Annotated in this window: 22 protein-coding genes; 10 read left to right on the plus strand and 12 right to left on the minus strand. The window is 71.2% G+C overall.

The window, feature by feature from the left end:
- Positions 1–41: 41 nt before the first annotated feature.
- The 4 genes from PSQ40_RS10190 to PSQ40_RS10205 all read left to right on the plus strand — a co-directional run bounded on the left by PSQ40_RS10190 (position 42) and on the right by PSQ40_RS10205 (position 3,567).
- Positions 42–809 (plus strand): SDR family NAD(P)-dependent oxidoreductase, encoded by a 768-nt coding sequence (locus tag PSQ40_RS10190; protein ID WP_273951292.1) that lies wholly within the window; start codon positions 42–44, stop codon positions 807–809.
- A gap of 137 nt (positions 810–946) precedes the next feature.
- Entirely contained in the window at positions 947–1,699 is a 753-nt protein-coding gene (locus PSQ40_RS10195; protein WP_273951293.1) for a GntR family transcriptional regulator, read from the plus strand.
- A 12-nt stretch (positions 1,700–1,711) separates the two neighbouring features.
- Positions 1,712–2,725 carry a tripartite tricarboxylate transporter substrate binding protein gene (locus tag PSQ40_RS10200; RefSeq protein WP_273951294.1) on the plus strand — a complete coding sequence of 338 codons (1,014 nt, stop codon included), beginning with the start codon at positions 1,712–1,714 and terminating at the stop codon, positions 2,723–2,725.
- Positions 2,726–2,730: 5 nt separating this feature from the next.
- Positions 2,731–3,567 (plus strand): amidohydrolase family protein, encoded by an 837-nt coding sequence (locus tag PSQ40_RS10205; RefSeq protein ID WP_273951295.1) that lies wholly within the window; start codon positions 2,731–2,733, stop codon positions 3,565–3,567.
- Positions 3,568–3,622: 55 nt separating this feature from the next.
- Here PSQ40_RS10205 and PSQ40_RS10210 read toward each other — a convergent pair whose 3' ends face one another.
- The gene (locus tag PSQ40_RS10210) at positions 3,623–4,279 is read right to left on the minus strand and encodes an OmpA family protein (RefSeq protein ID WP_273951296.1); all 657 of its coding nucleotides are present in this window, start codon (positions 4,277–4,279) and stop codon (positions 3,623–3,625) included.
- On the minus strand, positions 4,276–4,815 hold the full coding sequence (locus tag PSQ40_RS10215) for a FecR family protein (protein WP_273951297.1): 540 nt from the start codon (positions 4,813–4,815) through the stop codon (positions 4,276–4,278). The genes PSQ40_RS10210 and PSQ40_RS10215 overlap by 4 nt, the downstream gene beginning before the upstream one ends.
- A 143-nt stretch (positions 4,816–4,958) precedes the next feature.
- Here PSQ40_RS10215 and dtd point away from each other — a divergent pair, with 143 nt between their 5' ends.
- Positions 4,959–5,414: a D-aminoacyl-tRNA deacylase gene (gene dtd / locus PSQ40_RS10220; protein WP_273951298.1), complete on the plus strand. Its 456-nt coding sequence runs from the start codon at positions 4,959–4,961 to the stop codon at positions 5,412–5,414.
- A 35-nt stretch (positions 5,415–5,449) separates the two neighbouring features.
- On the opposite strand, the gene ybeY is transcribed toward dtd, so the two are convergent.
- Complete coding sequence (ybeY, locus tag PSQ40_RS10225) at positions 5,450–5,902, minus strand: rRNA maturation RNase YbeY (protein ID WP_273951299.1); 453 nt, start codon at positions 5,900–5,902, stop codon at positions 5,450–5,452.
- Between the two features lie 104 nt (positions 5,903–6,006).
- Positions 6,007–6,966: a PhoH family protein gene (locus PSQ40_RS10230; protein WP_273951300.1), complete on the minus strand. Its 960-nt coding sequence runs from the start codon at positions 6,964–6,966 to the stop codon at positions 6,007–6,009.
- A gap of 49 nt (positions 6,967–7,015) precedes the next feature.
- On the opposite strand from PSQ40_RS10230, the gene ruvA reads away from it, so the two are divergent.
- Positions 7,016–7,588, plus strand: coding sequence for a Holliday junction branch migration protein RuvA (gene ruvA / locus PSQ40_RS10235; RefSeq protein ID WP_273951302.1), 573 nt, complete (start codon positions 7,016–7,018; stop codon positions 7,586–7,588).
- Positions 7,589–7,617: 29 nt separating this feature from the next.
- On the opposite strand, the gene PSQ40_RS10240 is transcribed toward ruvA, so the two are convergent.
- Together PSQ40_RS10240 and PSQ40_RS10245 are read right to left on the minus strand one after the other, a co-directional pair.
- Positions 7,618–9,903, minus strand: a complete 2,286-nt coding sequence (locus PSQ40_RS10240; RefSeq protein WP_273951303.1) for a xanthine dehydrogenase family protein molybdopterin-binding subunit — start codon at positions 9,901–9,903, stop codon at positions 7,618–7,620.
- A complete protein-coding gene (locus PSQ40_RS10245) occupies positions 9,900–10,361 on the minus strand; it encodes a (2Fe-2S)-binding protein (protein ID WP_273951305.1) in 462 nt (153 codons plus the stop codon). Before PSQ40_RS10245 ends, PSQ40_RS10240 begins: the two co-directional genes overlap by 4 nt.
- A gap of 333 nt (positions 10,362–10,694) precedes the next feature.
- On the opposite strand from PSQ40_RS10245, the gene PSQ40_RS10250 reads away from it, so the two are divergent.
- The gene (locus PSQ40_RS10250) at positions 10,695–11,708 is read left to right on the plus strand and encodes an ABC transporter substrate-binding protein (protein WP_273951306.1); all 1,014 of its coding nucleotides are present in this window, start codon (positions 10,695–10,697) and stop codon (positions 11,706–11,708) included.
- 76 nt (positions 11,709–11,784) lie between these two features.
- Positions 11,785–12,315, plus strand: a complete 531-nt coding sequence (locus tag PSQ40_RS10255) for a hypothetical protein (protein WP_273951307.1) — start codon at positions 11,785–11,787, stop codon at positions 12,313–12,315.
- A 195-nt stretch (positions 12,316–12,510) separates the two neighbouring features.
- Here the strand turns inward: PSQ40_RS10255 and phnX are convergent, their stop codons facing one another.
- From phnX to PSQ40_RS10280, 5 genes are all read right to left on the minus strand, one after another.
- Positions 12,511–13,344 carry a phosphonoacetaldehyde hydrolase gene (gene phnX, locus PSQ40_RS10260; protein WP_273951308.1) on the minus strand — a complete coding sequence of 278 codons (834 nt, stop codon included), beginning with the start codon at positions 13,342–13,344 and terminating at the stop codon, positions 12,511–12,513.
- 28 nt (positions 13,345–13,372) lie between these two features.
- Positions 13,373–14,494 carry a TIGR03364 family FAD-dependent oxidoreductase gene (locus tag PSQ40_RS10265; RefSeq protein ID WP_273951310.1) on the minus strand — a complete coding sequence of 374 codons (1,122 nt, stop codon included), beginning with the start codon at positions 14,492–14,494 and terminating at the stop codon, positions 13,373–13,375.
- A gap of 193 nt (positions 14,495–14,687) precedes the next feature.
- Positions 14,688–16,421 carry a putative 2-aminoethylphosphonate ABC transporter permease subunit gene (locus tag PSQ40_RS10270; RefSeq protein ID WP_409338585.1) on the minus strand — a complete coding sequence of 578 codons (1,734 nt, stop codon included), beginning with the start codon at positions 16,419–16,421 and terminating at the stop codon, positions 14,688–14,690.
- A 146-nt stretch (positions 16,422–16,567) separates the two neighbouring features.
- The gene (locus PSQ40_RS10275) at positions 16,568–17,653 is read right to left on the minus strand and encodes an ABC transporter ATP-binding protein (protein WP_273951311.1); all 1,086 of its coding nucleotides are present in this window, start codon (positions 17,651–17,653) and stop codon (positions 16,568–16,570) included.
- A 42-nt stretch (positions 17,654–17,695) separates the two neighbouring features.
- Positions 17,696–18,736 carry a putative 2-aminoethylphosphonate ABC transporter substrate-binding protein gene (locus PSQ40_RS10280; RefSeq protein WP_273951312.1) on the minus strand — a complete coding sequence of 347 codons (1,041 nt, stop codon included), beginning with the start codon at positions 18,734–18,736 and terminating at the stop codon, positions 17,696–17,698.
- A gap of 260 nt (positions 18,737–18,996) precedes the next feature.
- Here PSQ40_RS10280 and PSQ40_RS10285 point away from each other — a divergent pair, with 260 nt between their 5' ends.
- A complete protein-coding gene (locus PSQ40_RS10285) occupies positions 18,997–19,869 on the plus strand; it encodes a LysR substrate-binding domain-containing protein (RefSeq protein WP_273951314.1) in 873 nt (290 codons plus the stop codon).
- A gap of 37 nt (positions 19,870–19,906) precedes the next feature.
- Here the strand turns inward: PSQ40_RS10285 and PSQ40_RS10290 are convergent, their stop codons facing one another.
- Positions 19,907–21,013, minus strand: a complete 1,107-nt coding sequence (locus tag PSQ40_RS10290) for a carbonic anhydrase (RefSeq protein ID WP_273951315.1) — start codon at positions 21,011–21,013, stop codon at positions 19,907–19,909.
- A gap of 351 nt (positions 21,014–21,364) precedes the next feature.
- Between PSQ40_RS10290 and ruvB the strand changes: the two genes are divergently transcribed.
- Complete coding sequence (gene ruvB / locus PSQ40_RS10295; RefSeq protein WP_273951316.1) at positions 21,365–22,444, plus strand: Holliday junction branch migration DNA helicase RuvB; 1,080 nt, start codon at positions 21,365–21,367, stop codon at positions 22,442–22,444.
- Positions 22,445–22,523: the final 79 nt, after the last annotated feature.

Here is a 22,523-nt window from a genome sequence, read left to right on the forward strand (position 1 = left end):
CCCAACCTGCCTGCCTGCCTCCGCCGCTCTGAAAGTCACCCATGTCCGAACCCGCAGCCCCCGCCATCCCGCTGACCTGCGCCGCTCTGGGCCCCGACGGGGCGCTGGCCCTGGTGGTGGGCGGGCAGGGCGGGGTGGGCGCGGCGCTGGCCGAGGGCCTGGCGCAGCGCCACCCGCAGGCCACGGTGCGTCGCAGCGCGCGCCAGCCTGGCCGCCCGGACGACCTGGCGCTGGACTTGCTCGACGAGGCCTCGATCGAGGCCGCAGCCCAGCGCCTGGCGCAGGACCTGGCCGCGCGCCAGCAAAGCCTGCGCACCCTGGTGCTGGCCAGCGGCTTTTTGCACCAGGCGGGCGCGGGCCCCGAGCGCAGCTGGCGCCAGCTCGACCCGGCCTACCTGCAGCAGGCCTTTGCCGTCAACGCCATCGGCCCGGCCCTGGTGATCAAGCATTTCTTTCCGCTGCTGGCGCCCAGCGGGCCGGTGCTGGCGGCCTTTTTGTCGGCCCGCGTCGGCAGCATCGGCGACAACGCGCTGGGCGGCTGGTACGGCTACCGCGCCTCGAAGGCGGCGCTGAACCAGCTGGTGCGCACCTCGGCCATCGAGCTCAAGCGCCACAACCGCGACGCGGTGTGCGTGGCGCTGCACCCGGGCACGGTCGACACGGCCTTGTCCCAACCCTTTGCCAAGACCGGCCTGCGCGTGCGCCCGCCCGAGCAGGCCGCTGCCGAGATGCTCGACGCGCTGGCCGCGCTGGGCCCGGGCGACAGCGGCCGTTTCCTGGCCTACGACGGCAGCGCCATCCCCTGGTGAGCGCGCCAGCGCTCCCCGGTGCGCCGCCCTGAGCGCGGCGCTCAGCCCGGTCTGCCGGCCCACCTGACCCCCACCCTGGTGCCCTCCGGTCCTTTGCGTTAGACTTCAAGTCATCTAGAGGACTATAAGTCTTGAGCATGAAACACCCCTCCCTGAGTCTGGCGACCGAGGCCGCCCACGCCTTGCCGGGCCAAAGCCGCTACGGCGCCTTGGCCGCGACCCTGCGCCACCGCGTGGTGGCGGGCGAGTGGCCCCCGGGCACTGCGTTGCCGGCCGAACAGCTGCTGGCGGCCGAGCATGGCGTGGCCCTGGGCACCTTGCGTCGCGCGCTCGAGCTGCTGGCCGAACAGGGCCTGATCGAGCGCGTGCACGGCAAGGGCACCTTTGTGCGCCAGGGCATTGCGGGGGCGTCCATGCTGCGCTTCTTCCGCTTTGGCGACAGCGCGGGCCAGGTGCCCGACTCGCGCATCCTGTCGCGCCAGACCGTGCCCGCCTCCGCCACCGTGGCCCGGGCGCTGGGACTGGCCCCCGGCGAGCCGGTGCTGCGCTTGCAGCGCCTGCGCCTGATCGACGCCCAGCCCTGCCTGCTCGAAGACCTGTGCCTGCCGCTGGACCTGTTCGCCCCCTTGGTCGACGGTGATCCCGCCGACTGGGACGCCTTGCTCTACCCCATGTACGCGCGCCGCTGTGGCGTGCATGTGCAGCGCGCCATCGACGACATCGGCTTTGGCCTGCTGAGCGCCCCCCAGGCGCAGCCCCTGGGCCTGGCCGCCGGCCACCCGGCGGCCGTGGTGACGCGGCTGGCCTACGACCTGAGCGGGCGCTGCGTGGAATGGCGCTGCACCCGCGGCGACGCCCATGCCTTTCATTACACCGTGACCCTGACCTGAGGAGACAAGCCCATGCACCCCATCCCCCCCATCACCGCCCGCGCGGGCCTGTCGCGCCGCCTGTGCCTGAGCGGGCTCGCCGCCACCGCCGCCGCGCCTTGGCTGGCGGCCCGCGCGGCCCAGCCGATTGCCGGTGGCCGCACCATCACGCTGGTGGTGTCTTACCCGGCCGGTGGCGGCGCCGACCTGATGGCCCGCATCATCGCGCCGCGCCTGGCCGAGGCCCTGGGCCAGGGCGTGGTGGTGGACAACAAGCCCGGCGCCAGCGGTCAGCTGGCCGCGGCCCAGGTGGCGCGCGCCACCGCGGACGGCAGCACCTTGCTGCTCGATGCCTCGTCGTTTGCCGTCAACCCCTCGCTCTACCCGCGCCTGCCCTACGACAGCGACAAGGCCTTCACCCCGCTGGCGGTGCTGGCCACCTTCCCCAATGTGCTGGTGTGCACGCCCAGCTTCGAGGCCCAGTCGGTGCGCGACGTGCTGCGCCTGGCACGTGCCAAACCCGGTGACCTGGCCTACGCCTCGTCGGGCAACGGCTCGGCCCAGCACCTGGCGGGGGCCTTGTTCGAGGCGCGGTCCGGCGTGCAGCTGAGCCATGTGCCCTACCGCGGCGGTGGCCCCGCGCTCAACGATGTGATGGGCGGCCAGGTGCCCCTGTTCTTTGCCAATGTGGCGTCCTCGCTGGGCCACATCCAGGCCGGCAAGCTGCGCGCCCTGGCCGTGACCAGCCGGGTGCGCGCGCGCTCGCTGCCCGAGGTGCCGACGATGGAGCAAGCCGGCGTGGCCGGCTACGAGGTGCTGGAGTGGAACCCCGTGCTGGCCCCGGCCGGCCTGCCCGAGGCGACCCGCCAGGCCTTGGTGGCCGGCCTCCGCCGGGCCCTGGCCGACCCCGAGGTGCTGGGCCGTGTGCGCCAGCTGGGGGGCGATGTGTTTGCCGACGCCAGCCAGGCCAGCGCGGGCCGCTTCATCCGCGAGCAACAGGCGCAGTGGGCGCAGGTGGTGCGCGAGCGCCGCATCTCGGTGGGTTGAAGCGCATGGGGCAAGGTCTTGTGAATGAAGCACCGGCGTCCGCCTGGGACGCCCATGTGCATGTCTTCGATGCCGCCCGCCCGGTGGCGCCCGGCCATTACCAGCCTGTGCACCGACCGCTGGAGGCCATCGAGGCCCTGGCCCAGGCCCACGGGGTGGGCCACCTGGTGCTGGTGCAACCCAGCGTCTACGCCTGTGACAACGAGGTCCTGTTGCAGGCCCTGGCCCGCGAACCAGGCCGCCACCGCGCGGTGGTGGTAGTCGACGCCGGGGTGAGCGACGCTGAACTCGCCCGCATGCAGGCCCTGGGTGTGCGTGGCGTGCGTTTCAACCTGGTGTCGCCAGTGGGCAACGGCGCGGCCGACCTGCTGGCACTGGCGCCCCGCCTGCACGCGCTGGGCTGGCATGTGCAGTGGTACGCGCGCAGCACCGACCTGCCGAGCATCCTGGACTGGCACCGCCGCACCGGCCTGCCCTGTGTGCTGGACCACCTGGCCGGCCTGCACGCGGCGCTGGCCGGGGACGACCCCGCCTGGGCGTGCCTGGGCGACCTGCTGGCGCTGGGCGCCTGGGTCAAGTGGTCGGGTTGGTACCGCTTGGGGGCCGAGGCCCCCTACACCGCCCTGCAGCCCGCCCTGCAACGGGTCGCCACCTTGGCCACTCAGGCGGGCGAGCGCCGCGGCGAGGCGCCGCGCCTGGTCTGGGGTTCGGATTGGCCGCACACCGCGTTCACACCGGACGCGCTGCCCGCTTACGACAGCGTGTGGCAACCGGTGCTGCAGGCGCTGGGGCCGCAGGCCGCGCTGGCGGTGCGCGAGGCCGGTGCCCGCTTGTACGCCTGAGGCGCGGCGCGGGCGGCCGGCCGCACAGGCGCGGGCCCGCCCCGGCTGAGGTTGGTCAGCGCAGCGTGACCTCGACGCGGCGGTTGCGCGGCTCGTCCACCTCGTCGGCGGTGGCGATGGCGGGCTCGCGTTCGCCCCGGCCAATGGCCTCCACCTGACGCGGGCTCAGGCCCTGCTGCACCAGCAGGTCGCGCACCTGCTGCGCGCGGCGCAGGGACAGCGCGTCGTTGCCTTCGCTGTTGCCCTTGGTGTCGGTGTGGCCGACCACCAGCACCTCGACGCCCGGGTAGCGCGCCATGTCCTGCTGGATGCGCGGCAACTCGGCCTGCGACTCACCCGACAGGCGCGTCGTGCCCGGCTGGAAGTACAGCACATAGCGCACCGGTTGCGGCGGGGCAATGCGGAACAGCGCGTCGTAGGTCTGGCGCACCTGGGTCGGGTCCACCTGGTCCACCACCGGCGCGCGGTTGGCCAGCGCGCTGGCGCGTTGGTAGGGCTCGGTCAGCGTCTGCGTGGCCTGGCCGGCTTGCACCACCACGCCGCTGGCGCTGCCATCGGCCTGTGGCAGCAGCACCACCTTGACGCTGGGCACCGGGGGCGGCGGTGGGGGCTTGGGGGGCGGGCTCGAACAGGCGGCCAGCAGGGCCAGCAGCAGGCCCCCGAGGGCGCCGCGCAGCCAGGGCCGCATGGCGACGGTGTGCAGCGACTTCATGGTTGCTCCTCGCCGACTTCCACAATGAAATCCGTGCCCAGCACCCCGATGGTGGAGGTGGGCGTGATGACGCGCATCGCGTCGGGCCGGTGCTTGCCGATCAGACCCGTGATCACCCGCAGCGTGCCCTTGAGCATGCTCAGCACCACCTGGCCGTTGTGGGTGGTGCTGTTGAAGGCAAACTCGCGCAAGTCCAGTTCGCTGTTGGGGCCCACCATCAGCGTGGTGCCGTCGCGCAGCACCAGGCTGACCGACCCGTCCGCGCCGGTCAACACGCGTTCGGCCACTTGCAGCTCATCGCCTGAGCGCAGCGGTCGGTTGCCTTGCGGGCCACGCGCCTGCACTGCGCCAGCCACTTTCTTCACGGTGGCCGCCCGCTCACCCGGGGCATTGGCCGGGCTGGCGGCGGCGGGGGCCGTGGTGGGCAGGGGCGTCGGGGCCGGGGTCTGGGCTTGGGCAGAACCCCAGCCCAGCATCAGCACAGGCAGCCAGGCCGCCCAAGTGGCAGCGTGGCGCGGAGTGAACTTGGTCGTCATGGACTCATCGATCCTTCAATTCGGGGCGTCGCCGTGCAAGCGGCGGACAAAACTCCGACACACTACCATTTTTGTTGCAGGGACGGCAATACACGGACGTGGTGGTCGAAGGGCGACCCGCCGGCCCCTGGAGGAAGGTGCTTGTGATCAGTTTGATTCAGCGGGTGAGCGAAGCCCGGGTGTGGGTGGACGGGCAGGTGGTCGGCGAGATCGGCCCCGGTCTGTTGGTGTTGGCGTGTGCCGAGCGCGGTGACACCGAGGCGGGCGTCGAGCGCCTGCTGGCCAAGGTCTTGAAGCTGCGCATCTTCAGCGACGAGGCCGGCAAGATGAACCGGTCGGTGCAGGACCTGGACGGCCAGGGCCGCCATGGCGGCCTGTTGCTGGTCAGCCAGTTCACGCTGGCCGCCGATTGCAGCAGTGGCAACCGCCCCAGCTTCACGCAGGCCGCCGCGCCCGACGAGGGCCGCCGACTCTACGAACACCTGGTGCAGCGCGCCCGCGCCAGCCACCCGGACGTGGCCACCGGCATCTTCGCGGCCGACATGAAGGTGCAGCTGATCAACGACGGGCCCATCACCATCCCCTTGCGCATGGTCTGAACCCGCGCCATGCGGGGCGGCGCCGGGCTCGGGCCTCAGTAGGGGTTGGCGAAGCCCAGCGAACCCAGCAGCAGGATCTCCAGCGCCTCCATTTCCAGTGCGTCGCGCTGGTTGGTTTCGTGGTCGTAGCCGCAGGCGTGCAGGGTGCCGTGCACCAGCAGGTGGGCGTAGTGGGCTTGCAGGGTCTTGCCCTGTTCTTTCGCTTCGCGGGCCACCACGGGCGCGCACAGCACCAGGTCGGCCAGGATCACCGGGTCGTTGGCGTAGTCGAAGGTCAGGACGTTGGTCGCATAGTCCTTGTTGCGGTAGGCGCGGTTGAGTTGCTGGCCTTCTTCGGTGTCGACGATGCGCACCGCGATCTCGGCCGCCTGCGGCAGCGCATGGCGGATCCAGCGCATGACGGCGCTGCGCGGCAGCGCGGCGCGGTGTTCGGCGACGTCCGCAAAGCGGGCAAATTGCAGGGACAGGGTCAGTTCAGGCAGGCTCATGGGGCGGGTTCCTGTGGGGCGGCGTGGGGTGTTGTTGGAGGGGGGGAGGGGCGCACCGACCCTGCGGGCACCGGGTCGGTGGGGCTCAGGCCGCTGGCGCGGCCTCAGTCGCCGCTGGCGCGCCGGGCCGCCGGGCGGCCTGCGGCGTCGTAGGCGTCCACGATGCGGGCCACCAGCGGGTGGCGCACCACGTCGGCGCTGGTGAAGCGCGTCACGGCAATGCCCTTGACGCGCTTGAGCACGCGCTCGGCCTCGATCAGCCCGCTGGGCGCGCCCTTGGGCAGGTCGATCTGGCTCACGTCGCCGGTCACCACGGCCTTGGCGCCAAAACCGATGCGGGTCAGGAACATCTTCATCTGCTCGGGCGTGGTGTTCTGCGCCTCGTCGAGGATGACAAAGGCGTTGTTCAGCGTGCGCCCGCGCATGAAGGCCAGCGGGGCGATTTCGAGCGCGTTGCGCTCAAAGGCTTTCTGCACCTTGTCGTAGCCCATCAGCTCGTACAGCGCGTCGTACAGCGGGCGCAGGTAGGGGTCGACTTTCTGGCTCAGGTCGCCGGGCAGGAAGCCCAGGCGCTCGCCGGCCTCGACCGCCGGGCGGGTCAGCACGATGCGCTGCACCGCGCTGCGCTCCAGCGCGTCCACCGCACAGGCCACCGCCAGGTAGGTCTTGCCGGTGCCGGCCGGTCCAATGCCGAAGGTGATGTCGTGCGTGGCCACATTGTCCAGGTACAGGGCCTGGGTGGGGGTTCGGGCGCGCAGGTCGGCGCGCCGCGTGCTCAGCAGCTGGGCCCCTTCGGGCGCCTCGGCCAGCGCGGTATCACCGGCCATCATCAGCTGCACGGTTTCGGCGGGGATGGGGCGCTCGGCGATCTCGTACAGGGCCTGCAGCACCTCCATGGCGCGCTGGGCACGCGCCTTGGGGCCGTCCACCTTGAATTGCTCGTGGCGGTGCGCGATGCTGACTTGCAAGCCCGCTTCGATGGTGCGCAGGTGCTCGTCCATCGATCCGCACAGGTGACCCAGGCGCAGGTTGTTGTGGGGGGTGAAGGTGTGTCTGACGATCAAGCTGATAATTCCGGCCAAAGGGCCCCGAGCCGGGGCCACAAGGACTGCAATGATAGGCAAATTGACCGGAACCCTCGCCGACAAAAACCCGCCCCAGCTTCTGGTGGACTGCCACGGGGTCGGCTACGAGGTGGATGTGCCCATGAGCACTTTCTACAACCTGCCCGGCCTGGGCGAGAAAGTCTCGCTGCTGACGCACTTTGTGGTGCGCGAGGACGCCCAGATCCTGTACGGCTTTGGCACCGCGTCCGAGCGTGAGGCGTTTCGCCAGCTGATCAAGATCAGCGGCGTGGGCCCGCGCACCGCGCTCAGCGTGCTGTCGGGCATGAGCGTGAGCGAGCTGGGGCAGGCCATCTCGCTGCAAGAGCCGGGGCGCCTGGTCAAGGTGCCGGGCATTGGCAAGAAGACCGCCGAGCGACTGTTGCTGGAGCTCAAGGGCAAGCTCGGGGCCGAGCTGGACCTGCGCCAGCCCGCCGCCAGCGACGCCCAGGCCGACATCCAGCAGGCCTTGCTGGCGCTGGGCTACAACGACAAGGAAGCCGCGGCTGCGCTCAAGGCCTTGCCGGCCGACGTGGGGGTCAGCGACGGCATCAAGCTCGCGCTCAAGGCGCTGGCCAAATAAGCCGTCCGGCCGCGCTTCAGGCCGGCGCTTCAGGCCTGCGGCCGCAGGGGCAGCCGGCGCAGGCGTTGCCCGGTCAGCGCGAACAGGGCGTTGGCCACGGCCGGTGCGATCGGTGGGGTGCCGGGTTCGCCGACGCCGCCGGGGGGCGCGTCGCTGGGCATCAGCCGGGTGCGGATGACCGGCATGTCGGCCATCCGCAGTGCGTCGTAGCTGGGGAAGTTGCTTTGCTCGACGCGGCCGTTCTTCAGCGTGATCTCGCCCATCAGCGCCGCGCTCAGGCCGTAGACGATGGCGCTTTGCAGCTGCGCGTCCACGCTGTCGGGGTTGACCACGGTGCCGCAGTCCAGCGCGCAGGCCACGCGGTGCACGCGCACCCGGCCCGCGTCCAGCGAGACCTCGGCCACCTGCGCGCACAGGGCCCCAAACGATTCGTGCAGCGCCAGGCCGCGGGCGCGGCCGGCCGGGGCCGGCTGGCCCCAGTCGCCCAGTTCGGCGGCGGCCTGCAAGACCGCGCGGTGGCGCGGCTTGGCCGCCAGCATGGCCAGCCGGTAGGCCAGCGGGTCCTGCCGCGCCGCGTGGGCCAGTTCATCGAGAAAGCACTCGGTGAAGAACGCGTTGTAGCTGTGGCCCACGCTGCGCCAGGAGCCCACCGGCACCGGCGTGGCCACGCGCAGCTGGCGCACCTCGAGGTGGGGGATCGCGTAGGGCAGGTCGAAGGCGCCCTCGATGTGGTTTTTGTCGGGGGAGTCCAGCGCCAGGCGCGGCATCAGGCGGCGCACCGTGTCCAGCCCGATCGACGGCGCCGCCACGCGGTGGCGCCAGGCCCGCGGCAGGCCCTGTGGGTCCAGCGTGGCGCTGAAGCGCGACACCGCGGCGGGCCGGTACAGGTCGTGTTGCACGTCCTCCTCGCGCGACCAGGTCAGCTTGACCGGCGCCCCCCCGGTGCGCAGCGCAATCGCCACCGCCTCTTCGACCATGTCGGACTCCAGCCGGCGGCCAAAGCCGCCGCCCAGGAACGGCACCTCGAACGTGACCTGTGCGCTGTCCACCCCGGCCACCTCGGCGGCCTTCATGCGCGCCAGGGACGGGGCCTGGCTGCCGCACCACACGGTGACCCGGCCGTCCTTGACCTGGGCCGTGCAGTTGACCGGTTCCAGTGCCGAGTGGGCCAAAAACGGCACCTCGTACTCGGCCTCGATGCGGGTCTTGGCGTCGGCCAGCACCTGCACCGCATCGCCTTCGTGGCGGAAGCGGGTGCCGTCCTCCTGGTCGAAGGCCTGGCGCAGCCGGGCGCTGATGCTGCTCGACTGCAGCTGGGCGTTGGGGCCTTCGTCCCACACCGGGGCCAGGCGCAGCAGGCCCTGCTGGGCCAGCCAGCTGTTGCGCGCCACCACCACCACCGACTGGGCGTTCAGGGCGAAGGCTTGCAGCACCCCTTGGAGGGCCAGCGCGGGCGCTGGGTCCAGGCTTTTGAGTTGGCCGCCGAACACCGGGCAGTGCGCGATCGCGGCGTAGACCAGGCCCTCGGGGCGCACATCCAGACCGAACACGGCCTGGCCGTTGACCTTGGCGGGCACATCGGTGCGCGGCACGGGCTGGCCGATCAGGCGCCGTTCGGCCCGGGGTTTGAGGCGCAGTTCGCGCGGTGCTGCCTGCTGGGCCGCGGCCTGGACCAGGGCCCCGAAGCGCAGCGGCGCCCGGCCCGCCGGCCCGTGCACCAGGCCGTCGCGCACACGCAGCTCGCTGACCGGCACCTGCCATTGCCAGGCCGCGGCCTGCAGCAGCTGGTGCCGCGCGGCAGCGCCGGCCAGGCGCATCGGTTCCCAGGCGTCGCGCAGGCTGGACGAGCCGCCCGTCACCTGCAGCGCCAGCGCGTAGCCGGCGGTTTGCAGCGAGTCGCGGGTCAGTCGGGCCAGCAGGCCGTCGTCGTCGGGCAAGAAGGGCGAGACATTGAGCAACAGCGCGGTGTTGCTGTAGACGCGGGCGATCGGCGCCGCCTCGACCTGCACCTGGTCCCAGCGTGCGTCCAGCTCGTCGGCCACCAGCATGGCCAGGCCGGTGTGCACGCCCTGGCCCATTTCAGAGCGCGGCACGGCCACGATGACGCGGTCGTCCGGCGTGATCTTGACCCAGGCATTGAGTGCCACCTGGTCGCCGCTGGGGGCGAAGTCGCTGCCCTGGCCGACCCGGGCGGCGGGCGCGGCACCACCGCAGCCCACCAGCAGGCCGCCGCCGGCGGCGGCGCCGGCCAGCAGAAAACCGCGTCGGCTCCAGGGGGCGTGGGCGCCGATGGCGTCTGGTGACGGGGGGCTCATGCGCGGCTCCCTTGCAAGGCCTGGGCGGCGGTGTGGATGGCCGCCCGGATGCGTTGGTAGGTGCCGCAGCGGCACAGGTTGGTGATGGCGGCGTCGATGTCGGCGTCGCTGGGTTGGGGGCTGCGCCGCAGCAGCGAGGCGGCGGCCAGGATCATGCCGCTCTGGCAGTAACCGCATTGCGGCGTCTGGTGCTGCACCCAGGCCGCCTGCAGCGCGGCCACGGTGCGGTCGGGGGCCCCTTCGATGGTGCGGATGGCCTGGCCTGCCACGCTGCCCACGGGCATCACGCAGGCGCGGGTGGCGACGCCGTTGAGCTCCACCGTGCAGGCACCGCAGGCCGCGATGCCACAACCGAACTTGGTGCCGGTCAGGCCCAGTTCGTCGCGCAGCACCCACAGCAAAGGCATCTCCGGTGGCACGTCGCAGTCCCGGGTTTGTCCGTTAATTTGTAATTTCATGGTGTCTCCTGGGGGCGGTCGAAGGCCTGCACCGCCTGGCCCATTGTGGGGGAGCGGCGCGGGGCGTGGCGTCGTGCGCGGGACCGGGGTGGGCGGGGGGCAAGGTGCTCCTGCCTTGGCCAGGGCCCGCCTGGCGGCATTATTTACATTTGTGCGCCAAGGAACGGCCTCGACCCCGGTGATGCTGGGGCCTTGACCCAGATGGAGCTGACCATGGCCCACCCGCCGCACGCGACCCCCACCTCAACGCCGACACCAAGACCGACATCGACATCGACATCGACCCCGTCCGGCCCCGCCACCCCCGCCGGGCCGTCCGCCGGGCCCGCGCGCTTGGCGTTGACCGTCTGCGTGTTTGAAGGCGGTTGGAACCTGCCGCTGTGGGCCGCCGAGCAGCAGGGCTTTTGGGCCGCGCAAGGCCTGGACGTCACCGTGCTGCCCACCCCAGGGTCGCAGGCCATGGTGCAGGGCTTTGTCGAAGGGGCTTTTCCGCTGCTGTTGCTCAGCGCCGACAACGTGGTGGCCTACCAGCAGAACCTGGCCGAGGTGCCCGTGCCGGGCGTGCCCGATGCGGTGATCTTCATGGGCGGCGACGATGGCTTGCTGAGCCTGGTGGCCGCACCCGGCGTGAGCGAGGTCGCGGCCTTGCGCGACCAGGTGGTGGCGGTGGACGCGCCCGAGACGGGCTTTGCCCTGGTGCTGTACGAGATGCTGGCGCAGGCCGGCCTGGCGCGCGAGGCGGTGCGCATCGAATCACAGGGCAGCACCGAGCAACGCTTTCAGGCCCTGTTGGCCGGGCGTTGCCGCGCCACCTTGTTGCGTACCCCATATGAGTTGATGGCCGAGCAGCACGGCTGCCGGGTGCTGCAGCGCGGCCATGGGGTGTTGCCGCACTACCAGGGCACGGTCGGGGCCGTGCGCGAGGGCTGGCGCGCGTCGCACCCGCGCGAACTGGCCGCCTTTGTGCAGGCCTACCGGCAAGGCCTGGCCTGGTGCCTGGCCGACACCGCGGCCGCGGCGCAGCTCTTGTCATCGCATGTGCCGGGCCTGAGCCCGGGGCTGGCCCAGGCGGCTTGCGCGCTGTTGCTGGACCCCGACCGCGGCCTGCGGCGCGACCTGTCGGTGGACCCCGAAGGCCTGCGCACCGTGCAGGCCCTGCGCCAGCGCTACCTGCCCGCGGTGCAGGGGCGCGCTGCGGTGATGACCTGCGTCGACGCGGCGGCCGCTGGCGGTAAGGGTGCGGATGCGCTCACACCAGCAGTTCAACCGCCTGTGCCAATGGATGTGGGGTTTCGGCCGTTGGCGGCCGCGGAGGCGCCAGCCCGCCGGGATCACCCATTAGAGTGAAGCGCGGCTGGGGCACCACCGGGTGCCACCTCTCGGTCGCAAACGGTCTTGTGATGACACCTTTTTGGAGCTGGTGATGGCGCAACGCGTTTTGTTTGCAGGTGCCCGGTTGGGGCTGGTGCAGGTGGCGCTGTGGGCGCTGTGGGCGGCCGGGCCGGCACAGGCTTTTGAGGGCCGCGAAGGCTGGCTGCGCGGCGCCAACGGCGCCGCGGCCCGCAGTGAGATGGTGGGCAAAGAAGGGGAGATCGCCAGACGCCGTGGCTTCGTGGGCGAGAACGCCGCAGGCCAGGCGGTTGGCGGCCGTGCAGAATCCCTGCGCGGCCCCGATGGGGGGGCGGCAGGCCGCGTTGGCGGCTTCAGCGAAGGCCCCAACGGCAGCCTGAACCACGAGTCGGCCGCCGGCCTGCGCGGGGCCGATGGCACGATGCAAAGCCAGTCCAGCTTTGATCGCTCGGGCACCGGCCCCGCCACGGGCCAGCGCACCACCACCGCCACCGGGGTGGACGGCAACTCTTACCAAGGCAACACCAGCTACACCCAAGGCCAAGGCATCAGCCACAGCGGCACCTGCCGCAACGCCGCGGGTGCCGTCATCGCTTGTCCTTGAGGCCTCTGCGGGGGCCTTGGGCCGCCCGCGCTGAACGCCGCAGGGGCTTGGGCCCTGCCCAGCGCAGCCCAGGCCGGGCCGGGCGCCCCCAGGGGGCGGCGTCGGTCCCGGCGAGCCCTGGTGGGCCTGTCACTGGAGCCCGTGACTGAGGTCCGGGACTCAGGTCCGGGACTTCGACCCGGGGAGGGCGTGGCCTCAGTCGGGGCGCTCGCCGCGGGCCAGGCGGGCCTCGATGTCCTCGATCACCGGCAGCAGGTCGGCCACGCTGTCGATCACCCAGTGGGCGCCGCCGGCCCGCAGTTCGGCCGTGGCGCGTTCGCGCAGGCGCTGTTGCTCGGGGGCGGGCAGGGCTTGCCACTGGGCCTCGCTCAGGCCCAGGGTGTTGCCGCTGATGGCCAGGCCCACCACCCAGGCGCCGATGGCGCGGCCTTCTTGCAGGCCGGGCACGGTGTCGTCCACCTTGACCACGGCCGCGGGCGGCCAGACCTGCAGGTCCGACAGGGTGCGCACCATCATCAGCGGGCCGGGGCGGGCACTGACCAGATCGCCCGCACACACCAGGTTGTCGGGTGCATAGCCCTGGGCCGCGGCCAGCGCTTGCACGACCTCCATGATGGGGCGGTTGTAGCCGGTGGTCGAGCCGATCTTCAGGCCGCGTGCGCGCAGTGCCTGCACCGTGGCCAGGGCGCCCGGGATCAGCTGCGCGTGCTCGCGCACGCTGGCCGCGTTCATCGGCGTGAAGACCTCGTACAGCGCGTCGCAGTCGGCCGCGCTGAAGGGGCGGCCGTGCACGCGTTGCCACTCGGCCGCGATGCGCGGGGCGCTGCCCAGGGCGTGGATGTGGTCCCATTTGGCCAGGCCCATGGGCACGCGGGCCTCGGCCACGTCGATGCGCACGCCGTAGCGCGCGAACAGTTGCACAAACGCGTCCATCGGGGCCAGGCTGCCGAAGTCGATCACGGTGCCGGCCCAGTCGAAGACGACGGCTTGCAAATGGGTCGGGTTGGGGGAGGGCGGAGCGGTGTTCATGGAGGGGCTTTCATCCAATGGGGAGGGGTTACCAGGCGGCCATGACCTCTTCGGCCAGGCCAAAGGCCGTGCTGGCGCCGGTGCCGCCGGTGACGGTGACGAGGCGGGTGTGGGCATCGGGCGCCAGCACCAGGCAGGGTTCGGTGGCCGAGGCGGGGTAGGTGCCGACCCAGCGCTCGGTGACTTCGGCGCTGCCCAGCTGCAGCGCCGCGCGCAACTGGCCCAGGATCAGTTGGTCCACCGCCTCCAGCGCAAAGGGCGGCACGGCGGGCCCGTAGTGGTGCGAGTCGCCGACCACCAGCGAGCCGTCGGCGCTTTGCACCGCGATCAGGTGGATGCCGTGTTGCAGGCAGTCGGCGGCCTCGTGCTGCAGCTGGACGCGCAGCGCGGTGGCCTCTGGCAGCTCGGCATAACCCTCGTAGCGCACCAGGCTCAGGTCGCCCATCACCGAGCCCTGCAGGCGAAAGCCCGGTTGCGGCCGCACGCGCAGCATCTGCAACTGGCACAGGCGCAGCTGGTGTGGCGTCCACAGCGGGGCGAACAGGCCATGGATCTCGGCGTTGGTGCAAACCACCACGCGCTCGGCGTGGTAGCGGGCGCGGGCGGTTTCGACCACCGGCGTTTGCACCGACTGCACGGTCTCGCCGAAGTGGAACTGCACGCCCCAGTGCTCGGCCAGCCAGCGCGTGAGCTGGGGGATGGCCTGGCGCGACTCCACGCGCAGTTCGTGCGGGCTGTACAGCACCGACTGCAGGCCCTCGGTGCGCAGCGCCGGGTGGCGTTGCGCCGCCTCGGCGGGGCTCAGCAGTTCGCAGCCTTCGCCCATCTCGGTGCGCACAAAGGCCTCCAGCACCGCGTGCGCGGCCGGGCGTTCAGCGCGCAGCCACAGGCCCTGGTGCAGCACCTCGATGCCGGCTTGCGGGGCCACCTCGGCCCAGACATCGCGCGAGCGCCGTGCGCGGGCCCAGCTGGCCCCGGCCTTCTGGCCCGTGACGGTGACAAAGCCAAAGTTGCGGATCGACGCGCCGAGGCACATCGCATCGCGCTCCACCACCACCACGCGCAGGCCGCGCCGCGCGGCCTGGTAGGCGTGGGCCAGGCCGACGATGCCGGCGCCCACCACAAGAAGATCACAAGAAGTCGAGGTCATAAGAGAGGTCAGAGAGCTTGGTCAGGACAGCAAAAAAAACAGACATCAGGGCCGGGCCGGTCGACCGGGGTCGGCGGCGTCTGCGGCCAGTGCAGGGGCCATGCGGCGGCCCATGCCGCGGCCCAGGCGGCTCCCCACGGAGCGGCGCCAGGGCCGTCGAGCGGCGGGGTGGTGAGGGGCGCTGGGCGGGGGCTCAGCGTCGGCGCCAGCGCTGGGTGCGCGCGACCAGCCAGCGCTCCAGCGCGCCCAGCAGGGCGCGCCCGAGGGCGGCGCTGGCGAAGATCAGGGTGGCCATGGCGGCGGCTGGGGCGATGTCGCCGGCGTCGTCCATGGCCAGCACGGCCAGCGAGGCCAGCGTGGTTTCGGGCGAGTAGATGAACACCACGGCCGACACGGTGGTCATGGCACTGACGAAAAAGTAGCCCGCCACCTGCAGCAGCGTCGGCAGGCACACCGGCAGGTGCACCTGCCACAGCGTGCGCCAGAACGGCACGCCCAGCGAGGCGGCCACTTGCTCGTACTCGGCGTCGAGCTGGCGCAGCGCCGTCAACTGCGTGATGTGGGCCACCGAATAGCAGTGCGCCACGGTGCACAGCGTCATCAGCGTCAGGCTGCCGTACAGGCCCTGCAAGGGGTTCCAGCCCGCATTGAAGAACAGGATGTAGCCCAGGCCCAAGGCCAGGCCCGGCACCGCCATCGGCACCGAGGCGATGGCGTTGAGCCAGAGCCGCGCAGCGGCGAACTGGCGCGGCTTCTCGACCAGGTAGGCGCTGACAAAGGTGCACAGGCTGCCCAGCACCGCGGTGCCGATGGCCATCACCAGGGAGTGGCCGTAGCTGGCCCAACCGCCGCCGTCCACCAGGTCAAAGTCGTAGTTCTTGAAGCTGGGCGTCAGGTTGTAAGGCCAGAACGTGGCCAGCGAGGCGAACACCGCCACCGCCAGCACGCCCAGCAGGGCCAGGGCGATCAGGGCGCAGTAGGCAAACAGCGCGCGGTCCAGCACCGGGCTGGGCTGCGGTTGAAAGGGCACGGCCCGCACGCCCAGGTTGGCGCTCTGGCGTGCGCGCAGGTGCTGCTCGGCGACAAAAGCCAGCACCGCGGGCAGCAGCAGGATCAGCGCCACCACCGCGCCCATGGGCAGGTTCTGCTGGCCGATCACCTGCTTGTAGATGTCGGTGGCCAGCACCTGGGTGTTGCCCCCGATCACCTTGGGCACGCCAAAGTCGGTGATCACCAGCACGAACACCACGGTCCACGAGATCATCAGCCCGTAGCGGCTGGCCGGCAGGGTGACGCGCCAGAACACGCGCCAGCGGCTGGCGCCCAAGGTGGTGGCGGCCTCGACCAGGCGGCCGTCGCTGGTGGCCAGCGCGGTGCTGAGGATCAGCAGCGCGTGCGGAAACGTCCACAGCACCGAGCCGGTGACGATGCCAAACGGACCGTAGGCGTTGCCGCCCAGCAGCAGGTCTTTCAGCAGGCCCTGGTGACCGAACAGGTAAATCAGGCTGATGGCCATCAGCAGCGACGGCGCCAGCAGCGGGATCAGGGCCACGGCCCGGAACAGGCGCGCGCCGCGCAGGCAGCTGTGCGTCAGCGCGTAGGCATAGCCATAGGCCAGCGCCACGCACACCGTGGCACTGAGGGCCGACAGCCACAGGCTGTTGCCCAGCGAGTTCAGCACATTGGGACTGCGCGCGTAGGCCGTGAAATGCGCCAAGCCGACGAAGTCGCCCGCGCTGTCCCACAGGCTCATGCCCAGCAGGGCCAGCACCGGCAGCGCGATGAACACGGCCAACCCCGCGAGGGCCAGGCCCAGCAGGGCGGCCAGCCAGGGGCGCTCGGCGGGCGCCTGGCGCCGTGGCGAGGCGGCCACAGGCGCTGGCGACGCGGCCGCGGCGAGCGGGGTCACCGACGGGCTGGCTGAAATGTGGCCTGAAATGTGGTCTGAAAGGGGGGCCGTCCCCGGGGTCGCCCCCGGCATGGCGGCCAGTGCCGCCGCCCGGGTGGGACCCCCGGCCGGGGCCAAGGGGGCGAGCGGCACCGCAGGGGCGGGGCTTGGGTTCAGGGGCCAGTTCATGCGGCGCGCCTCGTCGATTCAGGCAGGGGCAGCGTGTGCAGGGCCGGGGCGGGCAGGTCCAGCAGCAGCTCGCCGTGCAGCCAGTCGGGCAGGCGGGCATCGACGCCGGTGGGCCAGTGGGCGTCCAGGGTGGCCTGCAGGCTGTCGCAGTGCAGGCGCAGCAGGGCCGTGGGGCCATGGAACTGGGCCTCCAGCAGGCGGGCCCGCACGCGGTTGTCGGTGGCACCGGCCGGGGGCGTGTCCGCGCGGTGCAGTTGCACCGCCTCGGGCCGCAGGCCCAGCAGCAGGGTGCTGCCGGTGCGAAACGCCTGCGTGTCGCAGTGCAGCCGGGTGTGGCCCACTTCGACGCGGTTGGCCGCCACCACGCGCGCGGGCAGCAGGTTCATGCGGCCGACAAAGCCGGCCACAAAGCGGGTTTCGGGCCGCGCGTAGAGCTGCTGCGGCGTGCCTTGTTGCTCGATGCGGCCCTCGTGCATCACCACCACCCGGTCGGCCATGGACAGGGCTTCGTCCTGGTCGTGGGTGACCATCACGGTGGTGATGCCCAGCTGCTGCTGCAGGCGCCGGATCTCGGCTTGCAGGCCGCCACGCACCTGGGCGTCGAGCGCGCTCAGCGGCTCGTCGAGCAGCAACAACTCGGGCCGCGGCGCCAGCGCGCGCGCCAGCGCCACGCGCTGCTGCTGGCCGCCCGACAGCTGTGACGGCACCTTGTGCCCTTGATCGCCGAGGCCAACCAGGGCCAGCATCTCGGCCACGCGTTCGGCGCGCTGGGCGCGTGGCAGGTCCTGCAACCCAAAGGCCACGTTCTGCGCTGCGCTGAGGTTGGGGAACAGCGCGTAGCTCTGGAACACCACGCCAAAGCGGCGCCGCGCGGCGGGCCAGGCGGTGATGTCCTCGCCACGCAGCGTCAGGCTGCCCGTGTCGGGCGATTCGATGCCGCACAGGATGCGCAGCAAGGTCGTCTTGCCGCAACCCGAGGGCCCCAGCAGGCTGATGAACTCACCGGGCGCCACGTCCAGCGCGATGCCGCGCAGCACGGGTTGGGCGCGGTAGCGCTTGGTGATGTGTTGGATGGAAAGCATGCCGGGGCTCGGGTTCTCGGGGGGCTGCGCAGGGGCAGGGGCTTACTTCTTTTCGGCCTTGGCTTCGTAGCGGCGGGCCCACTCGGTCAGGATGCGGTCGCGCTGGGCGGCGGCCCAGACAAAGTCGTTCTTGACCAGCATCTTTTCGAGGTCGGAGGGCACGAACTCCAGGCGCTCCTGCACCTGGGGCAGGGCCAGCACGGCGAAGTTGGCGGCGTACAGCTCGTTGGCCTTCTTGGTGACGGACCAGTCGGCCAGGGCGCGTGCGGCGTCCTGCTTCTTGCTGGTCTTCATGACCGCGGTGGCTTCGACTTCCCAGCCCAGGCCTTCCTTGGGGAAGATGATGTCGATCGGGGCGCCGTCCTTCTTGGTCTTGTTGGCGCGGTACTCAAAGCTCAGGCCCACCGGAAACTCACCGGCACCCGCCTGACGGCAGGGCTTGGAGCCGCTGTGGGTGTAGACGCCCATGTTCTGGTGCAGCGCGTCCATGTAGGCCCAGCCTTTTTCTTCGCCCATCATTTGCAGCCAGGCCGAGACCATCAGGAAGCCGGTGCCGCTGGAGGCGGGGTGCGGCATGGTCAGCGTGCCTTTGTACTCGGGGCGGGTCAGGTCGGCCCAGCCGGTCGGGGTGGGCAGCTTGCGCTTGGCGGCCTCGACGGTGTTGAAGCACAGGGCCGAAGACCACAGGTCCATGCCGACCCAGGTCGGGGTGGCGCGCGGGTCGCGCATGCTGGCGCGCACGGCCTCGAGGCCCTTGGGCGCATAGGGCTGGAGCATGTTTTCCTTGTCCAGCAGCATCAGCGAGGTGGCGGCCAGGCCCCACACCGCGTCGGCCTGCGGGTTGGCTTTCTCGGCCAGCAGGCGGGCCGTGATGATGCCCGTGCTGTCGCGCACAAATTTCAGTTCGATCTCCGGGTGGTCCTGCTCGAAGGCCGACTTGTAGGCCTTGATCTGGTCGGCTTCCAGGGCGGTGTAGACCAGCAGTTCGGTTTTCGCCAGGGCGGCCGAGGCGGCCAGGGCCGAGGCCAGCACGGTGGTGGCCAGGCCGAGGCGGCGGGCCCATTGGAGCAAGGTGGTGCGCATGTGAAGGTCGTTTGGTTGGGTTGACTGAGGGGGGGAGCCGGTCTGGGCCGGGGCTCGGACCTGGGGAGGGACTGTAGGCAGCGCGTGTGAAATGCCCGTGTCACACAACGGCAATTTTTTGAAGGCCCCATAGGCAGATTTGCGTGCCGCGACCCCCGGGCTGGCAGGGCGGGTTTCTGCCATGATTTCGGGGTCGGCTTGGCGCTGGGGCGCCCTGTTCGCCCCCTGTCCACGGCCCTTTTTTTACCCGGGTTCCTGCCATGTTTGTCACCCAGCTCAAATCGTTCTTCACCGTGGCCCGGCTGGGCAGCGTGACCCAGGCAGCCAAGCAACTGGGCCTGAGCCAGCCCACCGTCACGACCCAGATCAAGGCGCTTGAGGCGCATTACGGCGTGGCCTTGTTCCGCCGCCAGGGCGGGCGCCTGTCGCTCAGTGACGAGGGGGCCCAGTTGCTGCCCCAGGTGGACCGGCTGTTGCAGCAGGAGATCCAGGTCGAGTTCGCCCTGCGCGAGTCGGGCGAGCTGCCGCGCGGCCACTTGCGCCTGGGCGCCACGGCGCCGTATTACGTGCTGGACATCGTGCAGCGGGTGCGCGCCCGCCACCCCCAGGTCAGTGTCAGCCTGGGCGCGGGCAACTCGCGTCAGATGGTCGATGCGCTGCTGGCTTACCAGGTGGACCTGGCCACCTCATCGCACCTGGAGACCGACCCGCGCCTGCACCGGGTCATGCTCGGGGCCGACCCGCTGGTGCTGTTGCTGCACCGCGAGCACCCGCTGGCCCTGCGCCCCGCGCTGCACCTGGCCGACCTGGCGGGGTGTGACCTGATCCTGCGCGAGCGTGGCTCGACCACCCGGCAGATCACCGAGGATGCGCTGGCGCGCGCCCGTGTGCAGCCGCGCAGCGTGATGGACATCGCGAGCCGGGAGGCCATCCGCGAAGCGGTGATCCGGCGCATGGGCGTGAGCGTGTTCGCGCGCCACGAGGTCAGCAGCCACCCCGACCTGGTGAGTCGCCCGCTGGCGGACGAGCTGCCGTCCCTGGTGGAGTACCTGTATTGCCTGCAGGAGCGCCGCGAGTCGCGCCTGATCGCGGCCTTCCTGGCCGAGTGCCGCCCCGCCGCGGCCGGCGGCTGAGCCGGGGCGGCCGAAGGGCCCTGGGCTGGTGGCCGGTTTAAGGCACTTCCCGCACCACGCGGCCGTTCAGCGGCTGGGTCGGGCGGGCGTTGTTGGGGAACAGTTTGGCGAACAGGCGCAGTTGCTCGGTGCTCAGGGTCATGGGGGTTTTGAGCACCATCCACAGCACGCCCTCGGTGCAGGGCGGCGTGGTCAGCGAGCCCAGGAACTGGTAGTAGCGCGTGTCCTGCGGCAGCAACTCGCTGAGGTTGATGCTGCCCGGGGGCACCTGCACCCGGTCCTGGGTGTCCAGCGGCATGTAGGTCCAGACCTTGTTGATCAGCGGGCTGGGCGGGCCCGGGTCCATCAGCACCGCCACCACGGCGAGCTGGTTCTGGTCGTTGCGGTGCACCAGGTGGGCCACCATCGAGAAGCCCTTGTAGTTGACCTTCTCTTCGGCCGGGTGGTGGAAGTGGAACTGGATCAGTTTGTAGGTGGAGCCGCGCACGGTCAGGGTGTTGGGCGAGGCCGGGTCCAGGTCCACCTGCAGGGTGTGGCCGTTGTTGACCACCGAGCCGCCGCTGGGCATGTAGCGCACCTGCAGGGGTTCGGCCGGGCCGACCAGGGTGTCCGAGTCCAGGATGTGGATGGGCGACTGGCGGCGGCCCAGGCTGCAGGTGCTGAACTCGGGCTGCATCTTGCCCCAGGCGGCGGGGCCGTTGACGCCTTCGTACTCCCAGTGGGCACTGCCATGGTGGCCGTGGGTGTCTTCTTTTTCCTCGTGGCCTTCGGCCTTCTCGCCGTTGGCCATTGCCATGGCCTTGGCGCGCAGGGCTTCACGGCTGTTGGGTTCACGGTGCGCGGCCTCGGTGCTGGCCGCGCGGCGTGAGTCCACCGGGTTGGCCAAGGCGCCCGAGGGCTTGGTCACGGCCTTGGGCATGCGCACTTCGATGACGGTGGCGCCTTCGCCCTTGGCGCCCTTGCCCGCCTGGTTGTTGCGGTCCACCCCCTCCCGGATGCGGCTGGCCAGGTCGTTGGCGGCGGCTTTGTCGGCGCCCGCGGCGGGGGCGGCCTTGGGCGCGGGCTTGGCGCTGTGGTCGCTGCCATGGGCATCGGCGGCGTGGCCGGTGGCGGACAGCAGGCCCAGGCTACAGCCCAGGATCACCAGTGCGCGAGACAGGGGTGACCGTTGGGGCAGGCCCGGTTGTGGGCCAGGTGAGGCGCTTGCTTGGTTATGGTTCATGTTGGGCCAGCACAGGGGCGGGGCCGCAGGGCCACGCTGAGACAAAAAGTGATCCGCTATGACGGGATTATCGGCAGCCGCGCGCCACACTTGAGCCCCTGGCACCAACGGCTCGGCTGGTGCGCGCCCCAGGCTGGGCTGGGGCAGCGCTATAGTCGGGTTTGCCGCCGCGGCCCCGCGCTTTGTCAGGGCCGTGGCGGCGGGAACCTGCCCCTCCGAGGGCCCCTGACCCGACCCGCTTTTCCCCTTACGGCCCCCTGCCTGCCTGCTGCTGTGACCATCCAGACCGACAACTTCGCCTCCGCGCCGCCCCCACCCGACCGCCGTGTCGTGTCGGCCGGCCCCACCTCGCCCCACGAGGAGGCCATTGAACGCGCGCTGCGCCCCAAGCTGCTGGACGAGTACGTGGGCCAGGCCAAGGTGCGCGAGCAGCTGGACATCTTCATTGGCGCGGCGCGCAAGCGCGCCGAGGCGCTGGACCATGTGCTGCTGTTCGGCCCGCCGGGCCTGGGCAAGACCACGCTGAGCCACATCATCGCCGCCGAGCTGGGCGTGAACCTGCGCCAGACCAGTGGGCCGGTGCTGGAAAAGCCCAAGGACCTGGCGGCGTTGCTGACCAACCTCGAGAAGAACGATGTGCTGTTCATCGACGAGATCCACCGGCTCTCCCCCGTGGTGGAGGAAATCCTCTACCCCGCGCTGGAGGACTACCAGATCGACATCATGATCGGCGAGGGGCCGGCGGCGCGCAGCATCAAGCTCGACCTGCAGCCCTTCACCCTGGTGGGCGCCACCACGCGCGCGGGCATGCTGACCAACCCGCTGCGCGACCGCTTTGGCATCGTGGCGCGGCTCGAGTTCTACACCGCCGAGGAACTCCAGCGCATCGTGCGGCGCAGCTCGGGCCTGCTCAACACGCCCATCGACGAGGACGGGGCGTTCGAGATTGCGCGCCGCTCGCGCGGCACGCCACGCATTGCCAACCGGCTGCTGCGCCGGGTGCGCGACTACGCCGAGGTCAAGGGCGACGGCCGCATCACCCGCGCCATGGCCGAGCGCGCGCTGACCATGCTGGACGTGGACCCGCAGGGCTTTGACGTGATGGACCGCAAGTTGCTGGAGGCGGTGATCCACCGCTTCGATGGCGGCCCGGTGGGCCTGGACAACATCGCCGCCAGCATTGGCGAGGAGTCCGGCACGATTGAAGACGTGATCGAGCCCTACCTGATCCAGCAAGGCTACCTGCAGCGCACGCCGCGCGGACGCATCGCCACGCTGGCGGCCTACCGCCACCTGGGGGTGACGCCGCCCAAAGGCAGTGGCGGCGGCAGCGAACCCGCGGTCGAGGCCTGAGGCCCCAGGCCCAATGCCCCAGTTGGGGCGCTCAGATGCGTTCAGGGGCGCTCAGAGGCGGTTAGAGGCGCTCAGAGGC

Origin of the sequence: Curvibacter cyanobacteriorum (genome assembly GCF_028649475.1) — a bacterium.
Taxonomy (GTDB): domain Bacteria; phylum Pseudomonadota; class Gammaproteobacteria; order Burkholderiales; family Burkholderiaceae_C; genus Curvibacter; species Curvibacter cyanobacteriorum.